Raw genomic sequence first — 16,900 nt, 5'->3', positions numbered from 1 at the left:
AATAATACTGTTAAGTAAGACAGGAAGTTGAGATGGAGGAGTTAGAGCATGCAAAATAAAATTCAAGTTAAGAGCGTAGAAAAGAGAGAGAATGCGCTTATTTTTTGTGCGGAAAATAATGAAATAGAGGTAAAGGAGTTAAGTGCGCGTAATCACGTACTTGTAGACTCAGACAATTTATCATTTTTATATATTTTAGAAAACGAATCATCTTTCATTTATGTAAGTATTCCGCACACATGCTGGGAAGCAATGCATGAAGCGATGAATAACGATATAGTAATGTTCGTTCGTGTGAATGACGTTGAAATGGAATTAGAAAATTTAAAAGAAGAAGTAGAATATTTAGTTGAAAATATTGAAGGTAATGCAAATTACGGAGAAGAACTAGTAACTGCTGTAGAAAAAGTATTTCTATAAGCAAATGGATTGATTTTGGTGGTGGTTGAAATGAATCGAAATTGGGAAGAATTTTTAGCACCTTACCATCAAGCGGTGGCAGAGCTGAAAGTGAAACTAAAAGGAATGCGTACTCAATTTGCAATGTTAACAGAGCATTCTCCAATTGAGTTTGTAACAGGAAGGGTAAAGTCGGTTGCTAGTATTATTGATAAAGCGGAGAAGAGAAATGTACCGCTAGATCGGCTGAGAGAAGATATGCAAGACATCGCGGGCCTTCGAATGATGTGTCAATTTGTTGATGAGATTAAGCCTGTTGTAGAATATCTTCGAAAACGAAATGACTTTGAAATCGTGGAAGAACGTGATTATGTCACGCAAAAGAAAGATAGCGGCTATCGCTCTTATCACGTTGTCATTAGTTACCCCGTTCAAACGATTCAGGGAGAAAAAAAAGTATTGGTAGAAATCCAAATACGCACGTTAGCAATGAATTTTTGGGCAACAATTGAGCATTCTTTAAATTATAAATATAGTGGACGTTTTCCTGAAGATATTAAAATACGCTTGCAACGCGCAGCGGAAGCGGCGTTTTTATTAGATGAAGAAATGTCTTCTATTCGTCTTGAGATTCAAGAAGCGCAGAAAGCTTTTTCAAGAAAACAAGAAACGAAAGATTCCGAATCATAAACTAAAGGGTGTTGGGCGATGAAATTTACAATTATGTCAAAGGGAGATCAATCATCAGATACACTGGCAAGCACGATGAAAGAATACTTGCTAGATTTTGGATTTATAATGGATGAAAAGGAACCCGATATTGTAATTTCTGTTGGGGGAGATGGAACGCTTTTATATGCATTTCATCGTTATTATAATCGATTGGATGAAACAGCATTTGTTGGTGTACATACAGGGCATTTAGGTTTCTATGCAGATTGGTTACCGACAGAAGTAGAGAAATTAGTAATTGCAATTGCTAAAACACCATTCCAAGTGGTGGAATATCCGCTTTTAGAAGTGATTATTCGCTATGTGAATGGGAGTAAAGAGTCACAGTATTTGGCGATGAATGAAGCAACTGTTAAAAGTGCGGAAGGTACATTAGTAACAGAAGTGGAAATACGCGGAGAGTACTTTGAAACGTTCCGCGGGGATGGCCTTTGTATTTCTACTCCTTCGGGAAGTACTGCGTATAATAAGGCGCTTGGCGGAGCGATTATTCACCCTTCTATTGAAGCGATTCAAATTGCAGAAATGGCATCTATTAATAACCGTGTGTTTCGTACTGTAGGCTCGCCACTCGTATTGCCGAAGCATCATACATGTGTGTTGAAGCCGGCTGCGGGAATGAACTTACAAATTACGGTGGACCATTTAACGATGGTTCATCAAGATGTGAAATCAATCCAGTATCGCGTTGCAAACGAGAAAGTACGATTTGTTCGTTTCCGTCCGTTCCCGTTCTGGAAACGAGTTCGTGATTCGTTTGTTGCAGATAAATAGAAAGGGATTATATATTTGAACAGATTTACATTGAAATGGGATATAGAATCGGCTGAAGAGGGAACTTTAGTTAGAGAATTTTTAAAAACAAAAGGGATTTCTAAAGCCGCCTTAACGGATATAAAATTTCGCGGCGGAGCTATTGAAGTAAATAATCAACATGCCAGTGTTCGTCATCAGTTGCAAGCTGGTGAAGAATTACGTGTCTTTTTTCCAGTGGAAGAAAGAAGTGAAGGGATGATTAAAGAAGATATCCCTTTATGTATTGTATATGAAGATGATGCGGTTCTTGTCATAAACAAAGAGGCGAACATGTCAACGATTCCGTCTAGAGAACATCCGGCAGGTAGTGTTGCGAATGCGCTCTTATCTCATTATGATAAGCAGCATCTTGCAAGTACGGTGCATATCGTAACAAGATTAGATCGTGATACTTCAGGGCTTATGCTTATTGCAAAAAATCGTTTCGTGCATCATCTTTTATCGAAACAGCATCAACAAAAAGCTGTGAAAAGAACATATGAAGCAATTGTTCACGGTGAGATGATAGAACGAGAAGGAACGATTGATGCACCGATTGGACGAAAATCGGATAGCATTATTGAGCGAACCGTTTGTGAAAATGGGCAAAGAGCAGTTACTCATTTTAGAGTGATGGATAGCGCCAATCATAAGACGCATGTATCACTTGAGCTTGAGACTGGAAGAACGCATCAAATTCGTGTACATATGGCTCATATAGGCCACCCGTTACTTGGTGATGATTTATATGGAGGAAGAAGAGATGTGATAAAACGTCAAGCACTTCATAGTACATCTTTGACGTTTTATCATCCTATTTTAGAGAAGGAAATGTCTTTCACTACAACGATTCCAAGCGATATGGAAGAGGTATTAAGGCATACTTAAAAAGGGAACAAAATTCTTATGTAACGAAGAATTTTGTTCCCTTTTTTCTTAGCGGAATAATATTAAAATTTGATTTTCACCCGTGCGCTTTATAACGAAAAAGCCACTTTCGGATTTTGTAGCAATGCCATCGTTATTTGGACGACAATATCCATGCGTTTCGCAAGTGCCGTCATCGCGTACTAACATTTGTCCAATTAATCCGACAGGAATCCACTCGGTACGATCTTTTCTTGCTATATATTTGCAAGTTGGATCCCATTCTGTATTTAAAAGAGGTTGTATGTCTTGCGATTCCGTACGTACATATTGGCGTTTTCCAAAGTTATCTGTTTTATAGCGTTTTTGCCAACTTAAAGCACCGCTATTTCCTATAAGGGCGGGGGTTGCACTAGATATTCCTAAAATGAATGAATCGTTTGAAGTAGCGATCCGAATTTTTTCTTCGCTACTAAATGTAACGAAATAACCTACATCAATAAAATTATTGTCTGTTGTTTCAAACATTTGTGCAAAATCAGTTCCACTTGCATTGTAAGAAGCGCCATCAATATACATTTCCCCATTATGAGCAAGCCACTTTGCACCGATATTATGATCGGTTTCATTTGTGCCGTTTGCAATAAACCAAGAATAAGATTCTTCTGCTGTGCCGAAGCGCCCCATAATATGGCTACCTGCAAAATGAGCTGCTGATGTATGATTACCTTCCGCATGAGAAGAGAATCCGTTAGCGATAGTCGCGGTTCCTTCTGCATGTGCTGCTTCGCCTAAAGCGATTGTATGTTTACCTTCCGCATGAGAATAAGAGCCACCTGCTGTCGTTTCACTTCCTTCACTATGGGAACTATGTCCAGTTGCTTTCGTTTTTGATCCTTCCGCATGAGAGAAAGAAGCTTTTGCGTGTGTAAGAAGTCCTTCTGCATGTGAAGCTGTACCCTCTGCATTAGAGTGAAGCCCCTCTGCATGTGCATATCGTCCCCCTTTTTTTACTTTTGTATTTTCAGGTGTAGGAGTTTGAATTATGATCGTTTTTTCTGTTTGTATATCATTGGATGGTGCTAATGCTTTTCTTATTTTTTTCACTTGATTTATAATAGCAGCTGGAATTTCTGATTCTGCTTTTTTATTTATTGCTACAGGGATGTCTTCTTCTGTATTTTTCTCTGTTTGCTCAGAAGGCACAACCTGTTCAGTGTGAGTAGAGAGAGGTTTATTTTTTTGCTGCATCTTTGTTTTTCTATTATCGATTATGCGGCTCATTACAGCATTTTCTAAAGAGACATATTTTGGTTTAGCTTTGTTTTTGGGGGAAGCCCCTTGTCCGTCCGGTTCTTCTAAAGCTGCAGCTCGAATGCTGCACCAGTTGTTAATTCCGTACATGGGCAGATAAAAAGGCGGGCATTTTCTTTTTTGTTTAGAAGATTTTTTCTTCATTCTGTCACCTCCTGCGACAGTATATGCCGTGTAATTAAAAAAAGATGCACTTTATTGCATCTTTTTTTAATTACTTTACCTAGTTTTTATAGGAGAGCCGCCTAAATGATACGGTAATCCTCGTAATTTGTGAATGGTATCTGAAATAAGGATAGTTATGAAATTGGGCGAAATTTCTCAGGGACAAAAGACAGGGAGGAAGGGACGGAAAYGGTCTCCATCTCAGGATAACGTAGTCCGGTTAGTTTGCCACCAAATACAGCTCCAGTGTCAATATTGACTGTATGATTTACAAAGCGAGGTTCTTTAACTGGTGTATGTCCATATACAATCCAAGCTTTTCCTTTATATTCTTGTGCCCAGTCGCGACGGACAGGAGAGCCGTCAGCATGTTTTTCTCCTGTAATATCGCCATATAATACAAAGGTTTGTACTTTTTTATCTTGTCTTCCTATGTAATCTTGCCGAATTCCAGCGTGACATACAATTAACCTTTTCTCATCGAGTACGTGATATAAAGGGGATTGCTCGTAAAGGGTGATAAATTTTTCTTTTATAATGTTTTGTTTATGAGAAGGCAGTGCTTCATATTCGGCAACAGTTGTTTCGAGTCCATGAGCGATTGTCACATTACGCCCAAGGAAAAAACGGTATAGTTTATTACAGTGATTTCCCGGAGCGTAATAAGCTACTTTTTTATTTATGACAAGTTCCCATACAATTTCAATCATACGTAATGAATGAGGGCCGCGATCTGTAATATCACCAACAAAAGCAAGCTTACGTTGGTCAGGGTGAAACGGCAGGTCACTATTCCAGTTGTATCCGAGTTTCGTCGTTAAATCTTGAAACTCTTGAAAGCATCCATGAATATCCCCTATAATGTCAAATTTCATATTTAAACCTCCACCATATTTTTCATTAGTATATCTAAAAAAGGATAGAGATAAAAATATACTGTTTTTGCTCGTCATTTAAACATAAAGATTTTCGTTCTTGAGCGAACGTTTAAAACGAAGCCAATCGCTATCATGTATGTGAGTAAGGAACTTCCTCCGTAGCTCATAAGGGGTAATGTAATTCCTGTAATAGGTAGTAATCCGATGGTCATCCCGATATTTTGAAATACTTGAAAAGTAAACATTCCGATTGTACCAGCACAGATGTAACTACCGAAAGGGTCATTACTTTCTAAAGCGATATGAATCATGCGGAAAATAAGTAGGAAAAAAAGTGAAACAATGACACTTGCGCCTAAAAAGCCGAATTGCTCAGCGACATTGGTGAAAATAAAATCCGTATGTGGTTCTGGAAAGTATACTTGTCCATTTTCCCAACCTTTTCCTTGCATTTCCCCTGATCCAGTAGCTAAGAAAGCTTGTCTTAATTGATAGCCTTGCGCATCATATTTGTATGGCGCTAACCAGCCGTAGAAGCGATTTAGTTGATATTCTTGTAAAATGTGTGCTTTAAAGAATTTTGTATGAGTAAAAAAAATATACGTTAATGTAACGCCAGCTACAAAAATACCAGAAACTAATCCGAAAATAAAACGCCAACGTATACCAGAAACTAGTATCATTGCTGCGAGCATAGCTGAAATTACCATTGTGTTTCCTAAATCAGGTTCCTTTGCAATAAGTAGTAGGGGTGGCAAACTTGTTGCACATATTTTTCCGAGTAATAAAAAATCGCTGTGTATTGTTCGGAAAAAATATTTCTCATTGTGATTTGCTATAATTCGTCCGGTGACGATAATTAAAAACAATTTCATAATTTCAGAAGGCTGGAAATTTCCGATGCCTGGAAGCCTGTACCAAGCGGTCGCACCTTTTATTGTAACGGCACCTGGTACTTGAAGTTCTAGTCCAATTAGTAGTACCAATGCAAAGCTATATAAATACCAAGCAATTTTTTGATAACGATCGAAATCGATAATCATAATAAAACCGATGGCTATAAATCCAATGAAGTACCATTGGATTTGCTTTAATACAAAATTTACATTTTGCAAAAATGGTGGTAAAGAGGCTTGTGCACTTGCAATTGCAAAGCAACTAACAGTCCCAATGGCAAATAAGATGAATAGTAATACGTAGTCTATTTGATATTGAGAATTTGGATCTTTCAATGTATGTATTCCTTTCTATCGCCTAGTAAGTATATGGATCATGTCATGATAAAAATAATATACAAGCAGACTATGCATACATTTATTCCACTATTTGTGGGAAGTCATACATCACACGGAAGGAATAGTGCCTACCGTGTGATGGACTATATTTCTCGGAGTTCTTTTGTAATGATATTTAAACAATAGGAGAGACGGGCATGTGTATCGGAAGTTGGAATGAGGTTTGGGTATAGCTGATAAAAATTCACAGCATCATCGTGCCATTCGCAAGCTTTTAACAGACTCGATTTATAACGGGTGCTATCTTGTAAGAAACCATATTTTTTGGAGGTTAAAACGAGATGTAAAAAATCTTCACAGCCTTCAAGGAATTTGTAATGTACTTGCTGTCCCGTATGAAGGCGGAATGAACTTAAGGGCTCAGTTATATACATTGCATCACCTTTTGACAGTAAACTTATCCAAGAGGCCATATCAACACTACAACCATATTTTCTACCATTTAAAGTGCCGAATGGTTCTGCTAATAGATCTTTTCGAAAGAGTACAGTCGTAGGTTCACCAATAATGTTTTGTCCCAGTATAAGCATACGGTTTCCAAAAGCTTTCCCATTTAGTAGAGTATCTTCATCATATAATTTTTTCATGGAGGGATGTTGTTCAATTATATCTCCATTATCATTAATCCAAGTGCGATAGGATGTGATAAGCGCGAGATTTTTATTTAAGTCTTGTTGGAAATAAGACATCATTTTTTCGATTTTATTATTATAAATTATATCATCGTCCATTAAGAAATTTATGTACTCTCCATTTGACTGTTCTAAGAGCATAAGGGCGTTATGAAATTGTCCTAGAGTAGAAGCATTTCGAATGTACGTTATATGTTTATGCTTATGTAAATAATGTCTGTATATTAATTTTTCTGTTTCATTATTTGTGCTATCGTCTCCTACAATAATTTCAATATTTGAATATGTTTGTGCTAATGCACTTTCTAAAGCAATTTTAAAATAATGTGGTCGATTATAGGTGGGAATAAGGATGGAAACGAGAGGCGGATTTTTAATATTATTCATATACAACTACCTTTCAGAAGTTTTTTGTGTAAGAATAATATCTTGATAACTTGTGTGTTTAGTTCTGCTACACCATGAACCATAATGAGGGGGAGTCTGTACTTCTAGCCCATACTTATTTAATAGGATACGAATATCTTCTTCAGGATAGGCAACTGCGAAGTTCGGGATATCTTTATTTAGAACATAACAATTGTCAATTTGATGATAAAAACCTAACGTACTTAGTCCTGCGTTTAAGTAATAGGAAGATTCAGGATTAATTAAAAAGAAAGTAATAAAACATCTCCCATCTTTTTTTAGAACTCGTGCAATCTCGCATACGTAATGTTCTAATTCTTTCGGAAGGAGATGGGTAAATACTGACGTTAAAAAAATAAAATCAAATGATTCATCTTCATATGGAAACTTGTATTCGGAAGCATCTTCTTTTCCTTCGGGATTGTAGAATTGATTATATATATCGACATGTTCAAAATGGAAATTGTTACGGCGTGTTGAAATGTTATTTTTGCACCATGTAATTCCCGCATTGAATAAGTCAAATCCATAATAAGTACCATCATTACTTAAATAATTCATTAATGGAACCGCCATTCGGCCGATGCCGCAGCCTATATCTAACACTGTTTCATTTGATTTTAAATTTCCAAATTCAATAAAATACTGTATAAACTCTTTTCCAACTTCTTCAAAGTCACCACCTACATATTGAACGAGTTCTGGGGGTGGAATTAATGTGATTTTTTTCTCATTTTCGTTCATACATTCACTCCGTCCTTGTAGTAAAGTAAGAGATTTTTATTGCATATATAAGTTAATCATTTATAGTGAGGGGAACTTTACATGATAGGTCCTTATGAATAAGTAGTGTGATAGAACCCCTCAAAAAAATAAAATTGTATCCTATTCTTTTCGCCAATAAATACCGAAATCATCAATTTGAGTCATAGGAGCTTTTATGTTTCTTTCACTTCTGAAATCTGTTACAGCCTCTGCGCATGTTATCAATCCATAATCATCAATAATAATAAAGCCACCTGTTGAAACTTTATCGTATAAATTTACAAGACTATCCATCGTTGATTCATACATATCACCATCAAGGCGAGCAATTGCAATTTTTTCTACCGGTGCTGAAGGCAATGTATCTTTAAACCAACCCTTTAAAAATTTCACCTGATCATTTAATAAATCATATTTTCTAAAGTTTTCTTGCACTGTTTCTAAAGAAACTCGTAAGTAATCGAATGTGTGCAAATAATCACCGTAATCTTTCGGATATTGTTCTAAGTTAGGTGCGGGCAGACCTTCAAACGAATCGGCAACCCATACAGTACGATCCTTAATGTTGTTTGCTTGTAAAAACCCATTCATAAAAATGCATGATCCTCCGCGCCATACACCAGTTTCAATAAAATCGCCTTCTATATTTTCCCTGACTACAGTTTCCATCGCCTCTTGTAATTGATTCATACGTTTTCGACCAACCATACTGTGTGCAGCTCTTGGCCAATCCTTGCCACCTTGACGCTCATCGTTTGAAACATTAGGATTAACGATTTTTAAATTGTGATTTTCTATATACTGCTTAAGAAATAAAGGAAGTGGAACCGTAACTGGTTCATATGATAGTTCTTTAGATATATGTAAAGAAGCAGGTAAGTATGGTTCGTATTCTAGCCATATTTCAAATAAAATTGTTTTCTTTAATAACTCAAGATAAAGCTGGACAGCCGATTTATTTTCCATATAATTGCCTCCTGAAGAATGTCATACAACATTATGACTATGTAGAAAAGAAGGATTTAATGATTGAATTTACCAATGAAAAAGCAGTAAAACTGATATCAGTTTTACTGCTAAGGAAAAAATTAAGCGATTTTTTCAATAATAATGGATGCACTCGTACCAAGAGCTAATGATAATCCAAGTCCTGTAACAATTACTTCAACTAATGATGGAGTTGTCGTAATTTGCGTAATTGCTTGAACAACGATAGGTGCTCCAACTGAGATTAAAGTCGTTCCAGTACCAGGTACAGGTACCCCATTTACTTGGATTGTAAGTCCTCCTAATAGACTTACGGCTGCAGTATATACGATAACAGTGATTTTATAGAATCCAGTTTCACTAATTACGAAAGTATCGGCATCTAATTGAGAAATTGCTGTGCCGAACTGAGATCCAACAGTATTAAATGGTACTGGAGCATTAAGTCCAAGATCCAAAGAAATTCCACCGGAGTTAAATGCATATAATCCTGCTGGAAGTCCTAGTCCTGATGGTCCAGTCGGTCCAGTTGGCCCAGTTGGTCCAGTCGGTCCGGTAGCACCAGTTGGTCCAGTCGCGCCAGTGTCTCCAGTTGGCCCAGTCGGTCCAGTAGTACCAGTGTCTCCAGTTGGCCCAGTTGGTCCAGTAGCACCAGTGTCTCCAGTTGGCCCAGTTGGTCCAGTAGTACCAGTGTCTCCAGTTGGTCCAGTCGGTCCAGTCGGTCCAGTCGGTCCAGTCGGTCCAGTCGGTCCAGTTGGTCCAGTCGGTCCAGTCGGCCCAGTCGGTCCAGTCGGTCCAGTTGGTACAGTTGGCCCAGTCGGCCCAGTCGGCCCAGTCGGCCCAGTCGGCCCAGTTGGTCCGGTAGGAAGGGTAAACGGTGGTATTGGTGGTAATGTTGGTCCTACAAGATTAGGGTCAAATGCACTAGCTGATAAAGATTCATCGGGATTCAATCCATCTGAATAATTATTATTTGACATAAATTCACCTCCATAAAGCGTTCATTATATAGTAGATGCAAAACCGGAAGAAAATGACACGGACATTTGAATTATTGAAAAGAAATCTTAAACTGCTTGTGTAAGTTAAAAAAGTGGAAAGTTTATTGTATGTATAACATATGATTGATTTGGAAGAGGGTGATTATGTTGAACAAGCAAGGAATCACAATTAGTTTATGTATGATTGTTCGAGATGAGGAAGATACAATAGGTCGATGTTTAGAGGCAGTAGAAAAAATTGTTGATGAAATTATTGTAGTTGATACAGGTTCCATTGATCGAACGAAAGAAATTGTAGCTCAATATACTTCCAACATATATGACTTTCCATGGATTAATGATTTTGCGGCAGCTAGAAATTTTTCTTTTTCGAAAGCAACACAAGAATATATATTATGGCTAGATGCTGATGATGTGTTATTAGAAGATGCTCAAGAGGCATTGATCCTATTAAAAAGAGAATTAGATCCTAATGTGGATGCAGTTTCGATGCCGTATCATCTTGCAATGGATTCTAACGGGAAACCTTTATATTGTACAAAAAGAAATCGACTTGTAAAGCGTGAAAAACAATTTCAATGGTTTGGAAAGGTTCATGAATATTTAGCTATTTCTGGTGAAACTTTTAGTAGTAATGTTGCTATTACACATAAAAAAGAAAAAAAGGTAACAAATCGTAATTTGAAAATTTTTCAAGATGCTGTAGCAGCTGGAGAAGAATTGAGTCCGAGAGATTTATTTTATTACGCGAATGAATCTATGGATAATCAAAAATATGATGATGCAGTTCTACTATATGAAACATTTCTTAATCAAGACGAAGGATGGTATGAAGAGAAAATTTATGCATGTGGTAAGTTAGGAGATTGCTATGCAAAGATTGGAATGTGGGAGAAAGCAGTTGAATCTTGCGTGAAGTCGTTTCGATATGATGTTCCTAGAGGAGAGAATTGTACAAGAATAGGATATATATATATGGAACAACAAAAATATAACGAAGCGATATTTTGGTTTAAACTTGCAACGGAAGTACCAATGGCGACGGAGAGTCCGTTTCATAGTCCAGCGAGCTACACATGGCTTCCCTATTTACAAATGTGTATTTGTTATAGCAAGTTAGGAGAGCAAGATAAAGCTTATTATTACAATGAACTAGCAGCTTCTTATGTTCCGAATAATGCTGCAATTGAATATAACCGCAAATATTTTCGGGGTGTTTTTGATAAACAATATAAAGTGTAATAAGTTTCGTTTTGTTAGAAATGATTTATCGTTATTCTAACACTAATAGATTGGTTATATATTAGTGTATCAGTAATGGAACCAATATTTGGTGAATGAGATTTATATTTCAAATTCAATTTGCATAAGGAGTGTGTAAAATGAATTCCCCAAAAAATTCTTTATACGAAGAAAAGTCCGGGCATTATTATAATGCAGTGAATCCGAATTTATTAAAGCATATAAAAAAGGAATGGAAAGAAGTTCTTGATATCGGTTGCTCGAGTGGTGCATTGGGAGCGGTCATAAAAGAAAATGGCACACGTGTATCAGGAATCGAAGCATTCCCAGAGGCGGCAGAACAAGCAAAAGAAAAACTAGATCATGTTGTTTTAGGCGATATAGAAACAATGGATATGCCGTATGAGGAGGAGCAATTTGATTGCGTCATATTCGGAGACGTATTAGAGCATTTATTTGATCCGTGGGCTGTAATAGAAAAAGTAAAGCCATATATAAAAGAAAATGGTGTGATTTTAGCAAGTATACCAAACGTTGCTCACATTTCAGTATTAGCGCCGTTACTTGCTGGAAATTGGACGTATACAGAATATGGTTTATTAGATAAAACGCATATTCGTTTCTTTACATTTAATGAAATGCTCCGAATGTTTTTAAAAGCAGGTTATTCGATTAGTAAAGTAGATCGTGTATATGTTGATCATAAAATGTACGAACCACTTATTGAGGAATTATATGGAATTTGTAAAAAATATCGTCTTGGAAGTGGCTTCATGGCTGAGACGGTCGTATTTCAGTATATTATTGAAGCAGAAAAATCACAGCTATGAGTGCTGCTGAAAAAACAATATTATTTGTTACATGTATAAATGATCGGAAAATGTATGCACAGTGTGTACGACATATATTGAGCTTAGCAGTGCCTCCAGGGTATACTGTACAATTTATGCCAATTCGGAATGCGAAAAGTATGACGAGCGGATATAATCAAGCGATTTCGCATCCAGCGAAATATAAAGTATATATACACCAAGATGTTTTCATTATGAATGTGGCATTTTTATATGGATTACTTCAATTATTTAACGAACATGAACATCTTGGAATGATTGGAATGATTGGAGCCCAATATGTTCCTCCAAACGGGATATGGAATGAAGGCAAGGGAGTTATTGGGAAAGTAATTGGTTATATGAACGATTTATTTTATATGGCAACTCAAGAACAGCCGTACCATGAGTCAAAAACATTTATGCCTGTGGAATGTATCGACGGTTTATTGATGGCAACGCAATACGATATTCCCTGGCGAGAAGACTTGTTTGATGGGTTTGACTATTATGATGTATCTCAGTCGTTTGAATTTAGAAAAGCTGGCTATACAGTTGGGGTTCCTGTACAGCGTGATGCGTGGTGCATTCACTATCATATTGATGTGAATATGACCAACTATGACAAGTATAGAAAGATATTTGTGGAGAACTATATGTCAGATGTAAATCAAGACGAATAGAGGGGCTACAAAATGAAGGATCGTACAATATTAGTTGTTGTTTGTGTAAATAATGAAGAGCTATTTGAACAATGCGAGAGACAAATAAGAAACCTTTTTGTTCCCCCTGATTATGTCGTACAAATTTTTCCGATACGAGATGCGAAAAGTATGGCAAGCGCATATAACCGAGCACTTTCATATCCCGCGAAGTATAAGGTTTATATACATCAGGATACTTATCTTATTAATCGAGAGATGTTCTATACAATTATTTCCCTTTTTAAAGATAATGAAAAGCTCGGCTTAATTGGAGTAGCTGGAGCCCAATTTTTACCGAGTAACGGGATATGGTGGGAAGGGAAAAATTTAGTAGGGAAAGTGATTGAGTATAGAAGACGGAATTATCAATTATTAAATTTAGATCAGGGGTTTTATGGAAGCCAATCTTTTATGTCGGTGCAGGCAATTGATGGCTTATTCATGGCAACGCAGTATGATATTCCGTGGCGAGAAGATTTGTTTCAAGGGTTCCACTTTTATGATGTATCACAGTCTTTAGAGTTTCAAAGGGCTGGTTATTTAATTGGTATCCCAAATCAATCAAATTTATGGTGTATTCATTATAACGGAGATGAATTTGATGCGGATACATATGAGAAAGATCGAAAAGTGTTTGTAGAACAGTATAAAGATATTTTATCTCCATCATAAGGGAGAGATGCAGAGTGAAAGGGATTATTTTAGCAGGTGGTACTGGATCGAGGCTATATCCAATAACGAAAGTAACGAATAAACATTTGCTTCCTGTTGGACGTTACCCAATGATTTATCATGCAGTATATAAGCTGAAACAATGTGAGATTACAGATATTATGATTATTACAGGTAAAGAGCATATGGGAGATGTTGTTAGTTTTTTAGGAAGCGGTCAAGAGTTTGGCGTGTCCTTTACGTATCGTGTGCAAGATAAGGCTGGCGGAATTGCACAAGCATTAGGGCTTTGTGAAGATTTTGTTGGGAATGATCGCATGGTAGTTATATTAGGCGATAACATTTTTTCGGATGATATTCGTCCGTATGTTGAAGAGTTTGCAAATCAAAAAGAAGGTGCGAAAGTACTGCTGCAATCTGTAGATGATCCTGAGAGATTTGGCGTAGCAAATATTCAAAATCGTAAAATAATTGAAATTGAAGAAAAGCCGAAAGAGCCGCAAAGTTCCTATGCAGTCACAGGAATTTATTTATATGACCCGAAAGTCTTTTCTTATATAAAAGAATTAAAACCTTCCGCAAGGGGAGAGCTTGAAATTACAGATATCAATAATTGGTATTTAAAACGAGGGGTACTTACTTATAATGAAATGAGCGGTTGGTGGACTGATGCAGGAACTCATGTTTCTCTTCAAAGGGCGAATACGTTAGCGCGGGATATAAACTTTGGTAAACAGTTTAACGGAGAATAGGTGAGAATATGAAAGTTATAGAAACAAACTTTACCGACGCGAAATTGTTAGAACCGAGGTTATTTGGAGATGAGCGTGGCTTTTTTACTGAAAGTTATAATAAGAAGGTGCTAGAAACATTGGGAGTTACGTATTCATTTGTACAGGATAATGTTTCGTATTCGGCAGAAGCGGGAACGATTCGGGGATTACACTTTCAAAAAAATCCGAAAGCACAAACGAAACTTATTCAAGTTATGCAAGGAGCAATTTATGATGTTATCGTTGATTTGCGAAAAAATTCACCAACGTTTAAACAGTGGAGAGGATATATTTTAAGCGCGGATAATCATCGGCAATTATTAGTGCCAAAAGGATTTGCACATGGTTTTTGTACACTTGTCCCGCATACTATTGTTATGTATAAAGTAGATGAGTATTATAGTGCTAATCATGACTCAGGGGTACTTTGGGACGATAAAGACTTAGCAATTCCATGGCCGGTAACAAGCCCTATTTTGTCTGATAAAGATCGAATATTACCGTTACTTCAGGAATATGAAGATAGTTTTTGAGTAGGAGAGTTGTGTATGAATATATTAGTAACAGGTGGGGCCGGATTTATTGGAAGTAATTTTGTGCATTATATGTTACAAAGCTATGAAACATATAAAATTATTAATTTCGATGCATTAACATATAGTGGAAACTTAAATAATGTAAAGTCTATTCAAGATCATCCGAATTACTATTTTGTAAAAGGTGAAATTCAAAATGGAGAGCTGCTGGAGCATGTTATTAAGGAACGTGATGTGCAAGTAATTGTCAATTTCGCAGCTGAATCACATGTGGACCGTAGTATTGAGAATCCGATCCCTTTTTATGATACAAATGTAATTGGGACAGTCACCTTATTAGAATTAGTAAAAAAATATCCACATATTAAACTCGTGCAAGTATCAACAGATGAGGTGTACGGCTCGTTAGGTAAGATAGGTAGATTTACCGAGAAAACCCCGTTAGCTCCAAATAGTCCATATTCTTCAAGCAAAGCGAGCGCCGACATGATAGCTTTATCTTATTATAAAACATATCAATTACCAGTTATAGTAACGCGTTGCTCCAATAACTATGGGCCGTATCAATATCCTGAAAAGTTAATTCCGTTAATGGTTACGAATGCGCTGGAAGGAAAAAAACTACCGTTATATGGCGATGGATTAAATGTAAGAGATTGGTTACATGTAACGGATCATTGTAGTGCGATTGACGTTATTCTGCATAAGGGACGTATAGGAGAAGTATATAATATAGGTGGAAATAATGAAAAAAACAATGTAGATGTTGTGGAACAAATTATCTCTCTCTTAGGAAAAACGAAAGAAGATATTGCGTATGTTACAGACCGTTTAGGGCATGATCGTCGTTATGCGATTGATGCACAAAAGATGAAGAATGAGCTCGGGTGGGAACCACAGTATACGTTTGAACAGGGGCTAAAAGAAACGGTGGAATGGTATGAAAATCATATAGAATGGTGGAAACCACTAAAAGAAAAATAAGGGGCATATAAATGAAAGAACGGATTATCATAACGGGAGCAAATGGTCAATTGGGAAAGCAACTACAAGAAGAGTTAAATGCTGAAGAATATGACATATATCCATTTGATAAAAAGTTACTAGATATAACAAATATATCCCGAATGCAGCAAGTGGTACAAGAAATAAGGCCACATATAATTATTCATTGTGCAGCGTATACGAAGGTTGATCATGCTGAGAAAGAACAAGACCTTGCTTATGTAATAAATGCAATAGGAGCTCGAAATGTAGCGGTTGCTTCACAATTAGTAGGGGCGAAATTAGTTTATATTAGTACCGATTATGTATTTCAAGGTGACAGACCAGATGGCTATCATGAGTTTCATAATCCATCACCGATAAATGTATACGGGGCTTCTAAGTATGCGGGAGAGCAGTTTGTCAAAGAGTTACATAATAAATATTTTATCGTTCGAACATCGTGGTTATATGGTAAGTATGGAAACAATTTTGTGAAAACGATGATGCGGTTAGGAAAAGAAAGAGCAGAATTATCTGTTGTAGCGGATCAAATTGGTTCTCCTACTTATGTGGCGGATTTAAATGTGATGATTAATAAGCTCATTCACACTTCTTTATACGGTACGTATCATGTATCAAATAGAGGCTCATGTTCTTGGTTTGAATTTGCCAAAAAAATATTCTCGGATGCAAATATGAAAGTGAATGTATTACCTGTTTCAACCGAAGAATTTGGATCGGCGGCAGCTAGACCGAAATATTCTGTTTTCCAACATAACATGCTACGATTAAATGGTTTTTCACAAATGCCTTCTTGGGAAGAAGGATTAGAGCGGTTTTTTATAGAAACAAAAAGTCATTAACAAAATTTAAGTTAATGACTTTTTTGTTTGCCTTTAAGAGGTTTTATGGTACTAT

General features: G+C 36.7%; 19 protein-coding genes. 12 read left to right on the top strand and 7 right to left on the bottom strand.

The window, feature by feature from the left end; translation table 11 throughout:
* The first annotated feature begins 48 nt into the window (after window positions 1-48).
* The 4 genes from AC1DMU_RS09945 to AC1DMU_RS09930 are packed head-to-tail and all read left to right on the top strand — an operon-like array spanning window position 49 to window position 2,814.
* A complete protein-coding gene (locus AC1DMU_RS09945) occupies window positions 49-420 on the top strand; it encodes a UPF0738 family protein (RefSeq protein ID WP_001179996.1) in 372 nt (123 codons plus the stop codon).
* Window positions 421-450: 30 nt separating this feature from the next.
* Window positions 451-1,089: a GTP diphosphokinase gene (gene yjbM, locus AC1DMU_RS09940; RefSeq protein ID WP_001081480.1), complete on the top strand. Its 639-nt coding sequence runs from the start codon at window positions 451-453 to the stop codon at window positions 1,087-1,089.
* Between the two features lie 18 nt (window positions 1,090-1,107).
* The gene (locus AC1DMU_RS09935) at window positions 1,108-1,905 is read left to right on the top strand and encodes an NAD kinase (protein WP_000673190.1); all 798 of its coding nucleotides are present in this window, start codon (window positions 1,108-1,110) and stop codon (window positions 1,903-1,905) included.
* Window positions 1,906-1,920: 15 nt separating this feature from the next.
* Window positions 1,921-2,814, top strand: coding sequence for an RluA family pseudouridine synthase (locus tag AC1DMU_RS09930; protein WP_001079117.1), 894 nt, complete (start codon window positions 1,921-1,923; stop codon window positions 2,812-2,814).
* Window positions 2,815-2,862: 48 nt separating this feature from the next.
* Here the strand turns inward: AC1DMU_RS09930 and AC1DMU_RS09925 are convergent, their stop codons facing one another.
* The 7 genes from AC1DMU_RS09925 to AC1DMU_RS09895 form a co-directional block, all read right to left on the bottom strand.
* Window positions 2,863-4,251: a peptidase G2 autoproteolytic cleavage domain-containing protein gene (locus tag AC1DMU_RS09925; RefSeq protein WP_088062471.1), complete on the bottom strand. Its 1,389-nt coding sequence runs from the start codon at window positions 4,249-4,251 to the stop codon at window positions 2,863-2,865.
* 155 nt (window positions 4,252-4,406) lie between these two features.
* Window positions 4,407-5,147, bottom strand: coding sequence for a bis(5'-nucleosyl)-tetraphosphatase PrpE (gene prpE / locus AC1DMU_RS09920; RefSeq protein WP_476941495.1), 741 nt, complete (start codon window positions 5,145-5,147; stop codon window positions 4,407-4,409).
* 74 nt (window positions 5,148-5,221) lie between these two features.
* On the bottom strand, window positions 5,222-6,382 hold the full coding sequence (locus tag AC1DMU_RS09915; RefSeq protein WP_088062475.1) for an FtsW/RodA/SpoVE family cell cycle protein: 1,161 nt from the start codon (window positions 6,380-6,382) through the stop codon (window positions 5,222-5,224).
* A 146-nt stretch (window positions 6,383-6,528) separates the two neighbouring features.
* A complete protein-coding gene (locus AC1DMU_RS09910; RefSeq protein WP_088062477.1) occupies window positions 6,529-7,464 on the bottom strand; it encodes a glycosyltransferase family 2 protein in 936 nt (311 codons plus the stop codon).
* Window positions 7,465-7,470: 6 nt separating this feature from the next.
* Window positions 7,471-8,229, bottom strand: a complete 759-nt coding sequence (locus tag AC1DMU_RS09905; RefSeq protein ID WP_088062479.1) for a class I SAM-dependent methyltransferase — start codon at window positions 8,227-8,229, stop codon at window positions 7,471-7,473.
* Window positions 8,230-8,370: 141 nt separating this feature from the next.
* Window positions 8,371-9,216, bottom strand: coding sequence for a TylF/MycF family methyltransferase (locus AC1DMU_RS09900; protein WP_088062481.1), 846 nt, complete (start codon window positions 9,214-9,216; stop codon window positions 8,371-8,373).
* Window positions 9,217-9,338: 122 nt separating this feature from the next.
* Entirely contained in the window at window positions 9,339-10,217 is an 879-nt protein-coding gene (locus AC1DMU_RS09895) for a BclA C-terminal domain-containing protein (protein ID WP_088062483.1), read from the bottom strand.
* Window positions 10,218-10,382: 165 nt separating this feature from the next.
* On the opposite strand from AC1DMU_RS09895, the gene AC1DMU_RS09890 reads away from it, so the two are divergent.
* From AC1DMU_RS09890 to rfbD, 8 genes are all read left to right on the top strand, one after another.
* Entirely contained in the window at window positions 10,383-11,480 is a 1,098-nt protein-coding gene (locus AC1DMU_RS09890; RefSeq protein WP_088062484.1) for a glycosyltransferase, read from the top strand.
* A gap of 140 nt (window positions 11,481-11,620) precedes the next feature.
* Window positions 11,621-12,310 (top strand): class I SAM-dependent methyltransferase, encoded by a 690-nt coding sequence (locus AC1DMU_RS09885; RefSeq protein ID WP_088062486.1) that lies wholly within the window; start codon window positions 11,621-11,623, stop codon window positions 12,308-12,310.
* Window positions 12,307-12,993: a glycosyltransferase family protein gene (locus AC1DMU_RS09880; RefSeq protein ID WP_088062488.1), complete on the top strand. Its 687-nt coding sequence runs from the start codon at window positions 12,307-12,309 to the stop codon at window positions 12,991-12,993. The genes AC1DMU_RS09885 and AC1DMU_RS09880 overlap by 4 nt, the downstream gene beginning before the upstream one ends.
* A gap of 12 nt (window positions 12,994-13,005) precedes the next feature.
* Window positions 13,006-13,686 (top strand): glycosyltransferase family protein, encoded by a 681-nt coding sequence (locus AC1DMU_RS09875; protein WP_088062490.1) that lies wholly within the window; start codon window positions 13,006-13,008, stop codon window positions 13,684-13,686.
* Window positions 13,687-13,700: 14 nt separating this feature from the next.
* Window positions 13,701-14,438 carry a sugar phosphate nucleotidyltransferase gene (locus tag AC1DMU_RS09870; RefSeq protein WP_088062492.1) on the top strand — a complete coding sequence of 246 codons (738 nt, stop codon included), beginning with the start codon at window positions 13,701-13,703 and terminating at the stop codon, window positions 14,436-14,438.
* Window positions 14,439-14,446: 8 nt separating this feature from the next.
* Entirely contained in the window at window positions 14,447-14,992 is a 546-nt protein-coding gene (rfbC, locus tag AC1DMU_RS09865) for a dTDP-4-dehydrorhamnose 3,5-epimerase (RefSeq protein ID WP_088062494.1), read from the top strand.
* 15 nt (window positions 14,993-15,007) lie between these two features.
* Window positions 15,008-15,979: a dTDP-glucose 4,6-dehydratase gene (gene rfbB, locus AC1DMU_RS09860; protein WP_088062495.1), complete on the top strand. Its 972-nt coding sequence runs from the start codon at window positions 15,008-15,010 to the stop codon at window positions 15,977-15,979.
* 11 nt (window positions 15,980-15,990) lie between these two features.
* Complete coding sequence (gene rfbD, locus AC1DMU_RS09855) at window positions 15,991-16,845, top strand: dTDP-4-dehydrorhamnose reductase (RefSeq protein WP_046958302.1); 855 nt, start codon at window positions 15,991-15,993, stop codon at window positions 16,843-16,845.
* The last annotated feature ends 55 nt before the right edge of the window (window positions 16,846-16,900 follow it).

Source organism: Bacillus sp. 01N45 (genome assembly GCF_056399205.1).
The sequence above is the reverse complement of the archived record's forward strand: the minus strand, read 5'-3'. Positions and strand labels throughout refer to the sequence as shown.

What these genes read in the sequence shown, in the direction of transcription:
- AC1DMU_RS09945 (WP_001179996.1), top strand. Translation starts at nt 49, where the DNA reads ATGCAAAATAAAATTCAAGTTAAGAGCGTAGAAAAGAGAGAGAATGCG.
- yjbM (WP_001081480.1), top strand. Translation starts at nt 451, where the DNA reads ATGAATCGAAATTGGGAAGAATTTTTAGCACCTTACCATCAAGCGGTG.
- AC1DMU_RS09935 (WP_000673190.1), top strand. Translation starts at nt 1,108, where the DNA reads ATGAAATTTACAATTATGTCAAAGGGAGATCAATCATCAGATACACTG.
- AC1DMU_RS09925 (WP_088062471.1), bottom strand. Translation starts at nt 4,251, where the DNA reads ATGAAGAAAAAATCTTCTAAACAAAAAAGAAAATGCCCGCCTTTTTAT.
- AC1DMU_RS09910 (WP_088062477.1), bottom strand. Translation starts at nt 7,464, where the DNA reads ATGAATAATATTAAAAATCCGCCTCTCGTTTCCATCCTTATTCCCACC.
- AC1DMU_RS09905 (WP_088062479.1), bottom strand. Translation starts at nt 8,229, where the DNA reads ATGAACGAAAATGAGAAAAAAATCACATTAATTCCACCCCCAGAACTC.
- AC1DMU_RS09900 (WP_088062481.1), bottom strand. Translation starts at nt 9,216, where the DNA reads ATGGAAAATAAATCGGCTGTCCAGCTTTATCTTGAGTTATTAAAGAAA.
- AC1DMU_RS09895 (WP_088062483.1), bottom strand. Translation starts at nt 10,217, where the DNA reads ATGTCAAATAATAATTATTCAGATGGATTGAATCCCGATGAATCTTTA.
- AC1DMU_RS09890 (WP_088062484.1), top strand. Translation starts at nt 10,383, where the DNA reads ATGTTGAACAAGCAAGGAATCACAATTAGTTTATGTATGATTGTTCGA.
- AC1DMU_RS09885 (WP_088062486.1), top strand. Translation starts at nt 11,621, where the DNA reads ATGAATTCCCCAAAAAATTCTTTATACGAAGAAAAGTCCGGGCATTAT.
- AC1DMU_RS09880 (WP_088062488.1), top strand. Translation starts at nt 12,307, where the DNA reads ATGAGTGCTGCTGAAAAAACAATATTATTTGTTACATGTATAAATGAT.
- AC1DMU_RS09875 (WP_088062490.1), top strand. Translation starts at nt 13,006, where the DNA reads ATGAAGGATCGTACAATATTAGTTGTTGTTTGTGTAAATAATGAAGAG.
- rfbC (WP_088062494.1), top strand. Translation starts at nt 14,447, where the DNA reads ATGAAAGTTATAGAAACAAACTTTACCGACGCGAAATTGTTAGAACCG.
- rfbB (WP_088062495.1), top strand. Translation starts at nt 15,008, where the DNA reads ATGAATATATTAGTAACAGGTGGGGCCGGATTTATTGGAAGTAATTTT.
- rfbD (WP_046958302.1), top strand. Translation starts at nt 15,991, where the DNA reads ATGAAAGAACGGATTATCATAACGGGAGCAAATGGTCAATTGGGAAAG.